The sequence below is a fragment of the Janthinobacterium lyxosi genome (genome assembly GCF_051380665.1).
Classification (GTDB): Bacteria; Pseudomonadota; Gammaproteobacteria; order Burkholderiales; family Burkholderiaceae_D; genus Janthinobacterium.
In genome coordinates this window covers 21,696-29,038 of record NZ_JBNYXM010000044.1, presented here as the reverse complement: position 1 = coordinate 29,038, position 7,343 = coordinate 21,696, and the positions used below count along the sequence as shown (strand labels likewise).

The window sequence follows — 7,343 nt, the reverse complement described above, 5'->3', positions numbered from 1 at the left end:
ATGCCGGTCGGCTGCCCCGAAGGAAGCAGCTTGACCTCACCGACCTGCAGCGGCCCGCGCGAGCCATTGAACCCGCCAACATCGGTGGCCTGCCGCACTGCAGTCAGGTCGGCGACCTGGCTCTCAACGCTCACACTCCCCGCCGAACAAGTCACCAGAAAACGCTGCTCACCGGCATACGGCCCGATGGGCGTTCGCGCGACAGCGCCGACAGTCCACGATTGCAGCACGGCGTCCGCCGCGTCCAAGCGCCGCACGGTGCCTGCCGTGGTGGCGGCGCCCTTTACGGTCAGCGCATCGCCCTCCTGAAGAATGATGGTGGCTTGCTTGTTGGCGCTGATCGTTACCGGCGTCTGGCGCAGCGCTGCGGTACCCGTTCCGACCGAGGACAGCGTGGAGCCAGTTTGCATGTTGATTTTGCCGCCCATATCAGAACCCCATGGCCGCGGTGACGGTCGCGCCGAGGGAAATATCGGTCACCGTCGCGCGTACCGCCGCCCACGGGCCATCATGGAACAATGCGCCCGATGCGGAGTTGGTGCCGGCGAGCGTCAGCGTGCCCAGCGCCTCCCAGTGGCGCCCGGCGTTGCTGCCTTCGAATACAACGGTCGCACTGACCGCGCCGACGCCGGCGACGTCAGCCTCAAACGTCTTCTTGGCCCGAATCTGGGACGTTACGGCGCCAGTGGTTACGTTTTTTACGGCGTCCAAAAGGATGCGCGGCTCGACAATTGCATTCGCTGTCATAAGTACCTCTGGAAACTGGTTTATTTTCTGCCGACCGATTGATGTTATTTCGGTGCTTTGGGCTTTTTGGTGGTAGCTGGCTGTGCGGCGTCGGCGCTTGCATCAGCATCGGCATCGACGTCACCAGTATCCTGCTCGACAGCCATGCCAGCAGCGACGAATGCCTGCGCAAGATCGATCTGGCCAAGGGTGGTGCCCAGTGAGTACTCGGCGCCTTCGGTGTATTCCTGAATCCGAATGCCATCTTCGGAGCCCTGCTGCGTGCTGAGCATGGTGATGTTCATGGTGACCTTAAGATAACCGGGCCTGCCGAGACAGGCCCGTGGTTGAAGCCCCAGTTACACGGTCGGAGCGACGGTTGGATTGCCCAGGATCACTGTGGCGGCGCAATCGAGCGTCGGCGACGTGCCTGCTACAGTCTTCAGGATCGCGCGGACATAGCGCTTGTAGCCGATATAGCTCACGGTTGCATTGGCGCCAGCAGCGATGACGACCGGCTCGACGCCGCGCAGATCAGCATCGGAGACGGCGGTGAACGTGGTGTTATCGGCGCTTTCCTGCACCCCGAACGTGAATGTCGGCGTGGCGGTGCCGCCGATGGCGCCGCCGGTGAACGAGACGAGCACTGCGTTGAAGCCGGTCGTGTCGACGCCCAGGCCATTGCCCGCAGCGGTGCGGCTGATCGGAACCAGGGACTGGACAATTTTGATATTCGATTTGAGATCGCGCATGTCGATTTCCTTATTTGAGTTGGAAGTCCCGGCCGAAGCCGGGAATCGATACTTAGACCGAGATTTTCAGCTTCAGGCCGGCTTCCGCCTGGCGCACGCCGCCGCCGGTACGCTTGCGCGCGCGGAAGATGACCAGGCCATCGTCGGCGCCGGTCATGTAGTCCGGCTGGAACGAGATGCCGACGCGGTCGATGATCACGTACAGCTTTTTCCAGTCGGCGAAGGCGACCGGGAACGAGTTCGCGGCGATGTTCGGCATGTCCGACATTTCCACGTACGGCGCGCCAGCGATGGTGTTCGGCACATTGCCGGCGATGCCAGGCGACCACAGGTATTGATTGGTCGTGTCCTTAAGCTTGCGGATCTCGCCCAGCGTGGCGCGGTTCATGGCCCATACGCCGTTGCGGGCATAGGCGGTTTTCAGGCCGTGATAGACGTTCAGCAGGCCGTCGGCGGTGATTTTCGAGGCGTCGCCGCTGACGATCTGATTGATGAACGCGTTGACCAGGATGCCCTCGGCCTGGCTCGATCCACCGAGGCCGGAGACGTACTCCGAACCTTCGCGGACGGAGAACTGGTCGGTCGCGTCCTCGCGCAGCTCGGCGGCCAGGTCGTAATCGGAATCCTCCAACATTTGCTGGGAGACTTCCAGGCGCGCGAACATTTCCGGCGCGTGGATTTCCAGCATGCCGTACGTCGGATCGCCGGTGTTGGTGCGCTTCTGGGTTTCACCGATGCGGGACGCCGAGCCGTTGCCGGTTTTGCGCGGTGCCTTCCAGCTGCCGACGCCGATCGAGCGGACGGTCGCCAGCGAGCGCATCGGGGTCATCTCGATGATGTTCTTGATGATCTCCTTCTGCATCTCCGGCGGCGCCAGCAGGTAGCCGGCGCTGGCGTCGTCACCCTTGACCAGCGCAGCCTTGCGCTTGTTGATGACTTCCATGTCGGCCGGATCGCGGTCGCCAGCCTGGCGGCGCATCACGCGGTCGAAGGCGGCCAGATATTCCTGGGCGGCCTTGGCTTGCGGATCTGCTGCACCGCCGAGGCCGGAACGGTTGGCGATCGTTTCGATGCTGTCCAGCTGCTCTTGCATCGCCTTATTCTGCTTTTCGATCAGGGTGATCTGTTGGTTGCCGGCCTCGTATTTGTCGAGGGTGGCGGTGATCTTGTCCAGTTTGGCGTCGTGGGCCTCGTGGCGCTGCTTCAGGTTGGCGTCGTTGGTTTTCTTGAATTCCTCGAACGCGGTCATTACTTCTACTACTGGGTCTTTATCAGCCATGGTTGTTCCTTAAATGGTGGAGGTGAACTGAGCGATGCTTTTCGCGAGCCGACTTGCAATCTCGCTTTTTGCTGCATCCGCAGACTCGCCGCCAACATCGCGGAGGGGCTTGACTTGCGGGGTGAGCGGATCGTCGCGATCCAGCCCGCGCGCTGCCTGGGCGGCAATGCGCTTTGCTTGCGCGTTCGACAGTCCTTCTCCGTCTCGGAGAAAGATTTCGAACTCGCGAATTTCTGGGGCGTCAGTGGTTGCCAGCAGGGCTTTCGGCGCGTTCTTGAACGAACTGAACAGCGCGGAGCTGGCGGCCTTGACCTTCTTTTTGGCTGGCGTCATCGAGTCGGCGAAGCCGGCATCGACGGCCTCCTGGCCCGTGAACCAGGTTTCGGCGCCAACCCACGTTTCGAGGTCGGCGCGCTTGGCATCAGTACGGGCGGCGTAGATATCGATGATGCCGCCTTCGAGCTTGTCGAGGATTTCAGCTTCTTTCCGCAGCGCGTTGGCATCGCCATACAGGCCCGACCATGGCTTGTGGATCATGATCTGCGCGCCCTCAGAGATGCGGATCTCGTCGCCAGCCATCAGGATCACGCTGGCGATCGATGCGGCGATGCTGTCGACGTGCATGATGATCTTGGCGTTGTGGCGGGCCAGGGCGTTGTAGATGGCCAGGCCCTCGAAGACTAGGCCGCCACCGCTGTTAATGCGGACGTTGATCTCGTCGGCGTCGATCGCGGCGATCTCGCGGCTGATCGATTCGCCAGTGATGCCTTCGTCGTACCAGCCGTAGCCGATGTCGCCGTAGATCATGACCTCAGCGCCTTCGGTTGCGTCTGCATTGACGCGCACGCGCCCGGGCTTCAAAGCCATACGGTTTGCCCGGCCAGCGTGAGCGCTTTCCTCTGGCTCGTCTTGCGCCAGCTTCGACAGCACCGCGTCGATCAGGTCGCGAGCTTCGCGGATGCTCGATTCGTTTGCGGCGGACAGGACTCGGCCTGCGGCGCGCGGCTGCATAGTTTGTGTTGACATGGGGGTGTTACTCCTGTTTTGCGGCGAGAGCTGGTGGCGCTTTGGCTGGATCGCCGACGATGTTGGCGGGCACTCGCAGCTTGTCGCTGGTGGGGTCAGCGTCCGGGTTTCGGTCAAGCAGGGCGCGCCCCTCGTTCGTGGTCAGCAGACCGCCGTTGACGTAGCCGAGAATGATGTCCTTCGTGTCCTTGGCGGAGCCTCGCAGCAAGCCTTCCTCGGTGAAGTCCATGTAATAGCCCAGGGCAATCTCCTCTTCCGTCAAGAGGTTGATCATTGCCGACTGCTCGAATGCCTCCCACCGCGGTGCCAGGCAATCCTCGCGGTGCGCGCGGTTGAATTCCTCAGCGCTCGCGAAGGTTGCAGTTTTGTCTGCGAAGCCGACCTTGATCGGCAGGACACCGAAGAAGGAGCAAATTTGTTCGATCTGTTTATTCCGGGTTTCCGAAGTCTGGGCGTCGATGCTGGTCATCGACGTGTTGAGGAACTTTGCGGCGCGGTCGAGGATCATCGGCTTGCCGGCGTTTTGCATGCCGGCAAACTGCTTGTTGACCCAGCCGCTCAGGTCGTCGTACTGCTCCTTATTGAGCGTCCCTTCGACAGAATAGATGCCTGAGTTGCGAATGCCGTTCTTGTGCAGGTTTGCGACGGCCTCCTCGGTGGCCATCGCCAAACCGATTGCATCGCGAGCAAGGGAGATGACGTCGAGCCCTTGGAATCCGTCGAGCGTCGGCCCGCGCAAGTGCCAGATTTGATCCTGGGTGAACGTGCGGCTTGTTCCATCGAAGCCGATTGCGTCATAGTGCAAGCGCATGTCCGCATCTCGGCGCGTCACAACTTGCCCAGGCGCGAACGGGATAAGCTCCAGGTATTTCCCGGATGAGCTGCGGCTCTTGAACACGTACGCGTTGCCGCAAAGTTCCACGTGCCACGACAGCATCTGGCGGAATTCAAACGAAGTCTGCCAACTATTCGGCTTCAGCGAGAGCAGTTTGTAGAGCGAGTGCGATTTCGCCGGTGCGCGGCTTTTGCCGTCGGGACTTTCGCGCTTGAGCTTGAATGGAACCTGAGCCATCCCGTTGCCGATCACGCGCAGGCAGGCGAACACGGTAGCAACCTGGATCGCCGTGCGCATGGTGACCGCTTTACCGGATGCGGACGGCAGCCAGCTGCCAATCTCTTTCCAGAACGGCTCATCGAACACTTGGTTCCGGCGAGCTGTGGCGGGAATGAAAAAGGACATTATTCTACCGCCGGGGTTTTTGCTTTCGCCGCCAGGACGCCGAACGCGATGGACATGACTCCGCCGGCGATAAAGCCCGCAGCAGGATGCAGCAGCCCAGCACCGAACGCGACAGCAGCGCCGCCGGCAATGATCATCAGATCGGGGATCGCAGCAATAAACTTTTTCATCAGGATTCCCAGAATGATTTTCCGACAGCGGTCGGGTTGAGGCCCAGCAGCGTCACAGCATTGAATAAGGCGGCTAGGGGATCGATTTTTGCCGAGCCGCTGGTCTGCTTGGTGATCGTGACAGCATTGCCGACTGCGACCACCTTCGCGTTGCCGACACACCAGTTCATAAGGCGCTGGCCGCCGTGCCAGAGCTCACCACCGGCCAGCTTGCGCTCGGCGGTTTTGATCGCGCCATTCATTTTCCAGCCCTGCGGGATCCCGATCACCAGTTCTGCGGGAATCCCTTCCATCTCCAGCATGTCGAGGATCGTTCCCAGCCCGGCAGGATCGACGCCGATCTTGTCGAGCTTGCCCGACATCCAAACCTGCGCGGCGAAGGCGACCAGCTCGGTCACGTCGTCGCCGATCTTCTCGACCAGCGTCAGGTCGCCGTCATCCTTGAAATCATTCAAGCGGGCCGCCTCTGATTTGCGCAGCTCAAGCACTGAGGGGTGAGCCCAGGCGTGCGTCCAGGCGAACCATTGGCGCGTCGTCTTGCAGCGGCCCACGGCCGCGAAGCCCAGCAAGTCGTCCAGGCCGCCGCCGTCGATTCCGAGGTCGATCACCTCGCATCGCTCAATCAGTTCTTCCAACGACAGCGCCGGTAGCGCCTGGGCTTCCCAATGATTCGCGCCGGCCCAGCGGTTCGACCGCAGCATCAGCCCGATCTCGACGTTCAGGTGTTTTGCGAGGAAGCCGCGCACCGAGTGCTCGCCCTCCACTTCCGCCTTGCGCATCTCGCGTTCGAGGAAGTCGCGGTCGACCGAGTAGTTGATGTTCGGGTTGACCATGCCGAAGTTGGTCGGGTTTCGGTCCTGCCCCGACTTGATAATGTCGTCCGGGTACTCGTAGATGATCGGCACGAACTGCTTGTCGATGATCACGCCGTCACGGACGTCGCGCGCATACTGCAGCTTTTGCAAGAACACGCCAGCGGGTGGGTCATCGCTTTGCGTGGTGATGTAGATCACAAAGCCCTCTGGCCTCGAAGCCAGCCCACCAGTCGCCTCGCGCAGCATGTTTTCGGCGTTGGCCTGCTTGCCGAACAGCCAGAGCTCCTCGATCAGCGTGCCAACCGACTTCTTGCCGCTGACCGTGTTCGAATCGGCGGCCGACACTTTCAGCGTGCCGTTGTTCTGACGGCTGGTGATCGTCTTGACGTGCGTCTGAACCTGCATCAGGTCTTCCAGCGCCTCATCCTTGCGCACCATGTCGCGGGCCGGTGCGAAGCTGTTGTTCGCCACCTCCAGCGTCGGCGCCAGGATCGTGAACTCGGCCGACTCGCGCCAGTTGCGGATAAGCGCGGTCAACATGATCGCTGCGGCAACTGTCGATTTCGAATTCTTTTTCGGGACCAGCACAAACCATTCCGTTATCAGTCGGCGCCCCTCCGTCTCCGACCCCTCACGGGAGTCATAGGCGCCGAAGATGGATGCGGCCAGGTCGAAGACCCACTGCGCGCAGGCGTCACCGATCATCGGGGATCCTGGCGCATCGACGATGCGCAGCTCACGCAGCACGGCCAGCCCAGCCGCTGCTTCTTCCGGGAAGATTGGCGGCGGAATGATCGAGCGTCCAGACTTTAGGCGGTCAGCCCAATCGGGGCATGCTGTCGACCACTCTGGCGTCATCATTTATTGCTCACTACCAACTTTGGCGGAGCGGCTGGGGAGAATTTCCCTTTCGCCGCCGTCTTCGCGGCCGCCTGCTTCTCGCCCTTTTTCCCGCCCTCACCCAACTTCTGGTGCTCGAAGGGCATCAGCGCCTTGGCGCAATCGATGCGTTGACGCATGTCCAGTTCCGGCGCATTCATTGCGGCGCCCAAGAAGTCTTTTGGGTCAACGTAGTGCGCGCCGTTCAGCGGGTCTATGTCTTCATCACCCGATGACGGTGCCGGCAATTTCGTCGCTGCACCTGGTGCGGCGGCATGGGCTGATTTGCGACCCGCGATGTACGCAGCTACTGGCAACTCTTTAACAAGACGCGATCCTGCCGCTGATGCCGTAGCTGCGCTGTAGCCAGCCTCGATTGCAGCTTCCTTATTGGAGCGGCCGGCCAAAACGGCATCGGCGAACACCCGCTTTTTGCCTGTTAAAGCCATTAACATA

10 protein-coding genes are annotated in these 7,343 nt (G+C 61.3%); all 10 read right to left on the bottom strand.

What is annotated here, in order from left to right:
• On the bottom strand, positions 1-428 hold a 428-nt coding region (locus ACQ4WP_RS27090), incomplete at its 3' end, for a hypothetical protein (protein WP_436526080.1).
• A gap of 1 nt (position 429) precedes the next feature.
• The gene (locus ACQ4WP_RS27085) at positions 430-747 is read right to left on the bottom strand and encodes a hypothetical protein (protein ID WP_436526078.1); all 318 of its coding nucleotides are present in this window, start codon (positions 745-747) and stop codon (positions 430-432) included.
• A 44-nt stretch (positions 748-791) separates the two neighbouring features.
• Complete coding sequence (locus ACQ4WP_RS27080; RefSeq protein ID WP_436526077.1) at positions 792-1,031, bottom strand: hypothetical protein; 240 nt, start codon at positions 1,029-1,031, stop codon at positions 792-794.
• A 54-nt stretch (positions 1,032-1,085) separates the two neighbouring features.
• A complete protein-coding gene (locus ACQ4WP_RS27075; RefSeq protein ID WP_436526075.1) occupies positions 1,086-1,478 on the bottom strand; it encodes a hypothetical protein in 393 nt (130 codons plus the stop codon).
• Positions 1,479-1,530: 52 nt separating this feature from the next.
• Complete coding sequence (locus ACQ4WP_RS27070) at positions 1,531-2,757, bottom strand: phage major capsid protein (protein WP_436526073.1); 1,227 nt, start codon at positions 2,755-2,757, stop codon at positions 1,531-1,533.
• A 9-nt stretch (positions 2,758-2,766) separates the two neighbouring features.
• Complete coding sequence (locus ACQ4WP_RS27065) at positions 2,767-3,783, bottom strand: head maturation protease, ClpP-related (RefSeq protein WP_436526071.1); 1,017 nt, start codon at positions 3,781-3,783, stop codon at positions 2,767-2,769.
• Positions 3,784-3,790: 7 nt separating this feature from the next.
• On the bottom strand, positions 3,791-5,023 hold the full coding sequence (locus ACQ4WP_RS27060) for a phage portal protein (protein WP_436526069.1): 1,233 nt from the start codon (positions 5,021-5,023) through the stop codon (positions 3,791-3,793).
• Entirely contained in the window at positions 5,023-5,193 is a 171-nt protein-coding gene (locus ACQ4WP_RS27055; RefSeq protein ID WP_436526068.1) for a hypothetical protein, read from the bottom strand. The genes ACQ4WP_RS27060 and ACQ4WP_RS27055 overlap by 1 nt, the downstream gene beginning before the upstream one ends.
• Positions 5,193-6,869 (bottom strand): terminase large subunit, encoded by a 1,677-nt coding sequence (locus ACQ4WP_RS27050; protein WP_436526066.1) that lies wholly within the window; start codon positions 6,867-6,869, stop codon positions 5,193-5,195. The genes ACQ4WP_RS27055 and ACQ4WP_RS27050 overlap by 1 nt, the downstream gene beginning before the upstream one ends.
• Positions 6,866-7,336 carry a terminase small subunit gene (locus tag ACQ4WP_RS27045; protein WP_436526064.1) on the bottom strand — a complete coding sequence of 157 codons (471 nt, stop codon included), beginning with the start codon at positions 7,334-7,336 and terminating at the stop codon, positions 6,866-6,868. Before ACQ4WP_RS27045 ends, ACQ4WP_RS27050 begins: the two co-directional genes overlap by 4 nt.
• Between the last annotated feature and the right edge of the window lie 7 nt (positions 7,337-7,343).

Excerpts from the sequence above, each read along its gene's own strand:
- ACQ4WP_RS27080 (WP_436526077.1), bottom strand. The coding sequence starts at position 1,031 with ATGAACATCACCATGCTCAGCACGCAGCAGGGCTCCGAAGATGGCATT.
- ACQ4WP_RS27055 (WP_436526068.1), bottom strand. The coding sequence starts at position 5,193 with ATGAAAAAGTTTATTGCTGCGATCCCCGATCTGATGATCATTGCCGGC.
- ACQ4WP_RS27085 (WP_436526078.1), bottom strand. The coding sequence starts at position 747 with ATGACAGCGAATGCAATTGTCGAGCCGCGCATCCTTTTGGACGCCGTA.
- ACQ4WP_RS27075 (WP_436526075.1), bottom strand. The coding sequence starts at position 1,478 with ATGCGCGATCTCAAATCGAATATCAAAATTGTCCAGTCCCTGGTTCCG.
- ACQ4WP_RS27060 (WP_436526069.1), bottom strand. The coding sequence starts at position 5,023 with ATGTCCTTTTTCATTCCCGCCACAGCTCGCCGGAACCAAGTGTTCGAT.
- ACQ4WP_RS27065 (WP_436526071.1), bottom strand. The coding sequence starts at position 3,783 with ATGTCAACACAAACTATGCAGCCGCGCGCCGCAGGCCGAGTCCTGTCC.
- ACQ4WP_RS27050 (WP_436526066.1), bottom strand. The coding sequence starts at position 6,869 with ATGATGACGCCAGAGTGGTCGACAGCATGCCCCGATTGGGCTGACCGC.
- ACQ4WP_RS27070 (WP_436526073.1), bottom strand. The coding sequence starts at position 2,757 with ATGGCTGATAAAGACCCAGTAGTAGAAGTAATGACCGCGTTCGAGGAA.
- ACQ4WP_RS27045 (WP_436526064.1), bottom strand. The coding sequence starts at position 7,336 with ATGGCTTTAACAGGCAAAAAGCGGGTGTTCGCCGATGCCGTTTTGGCC.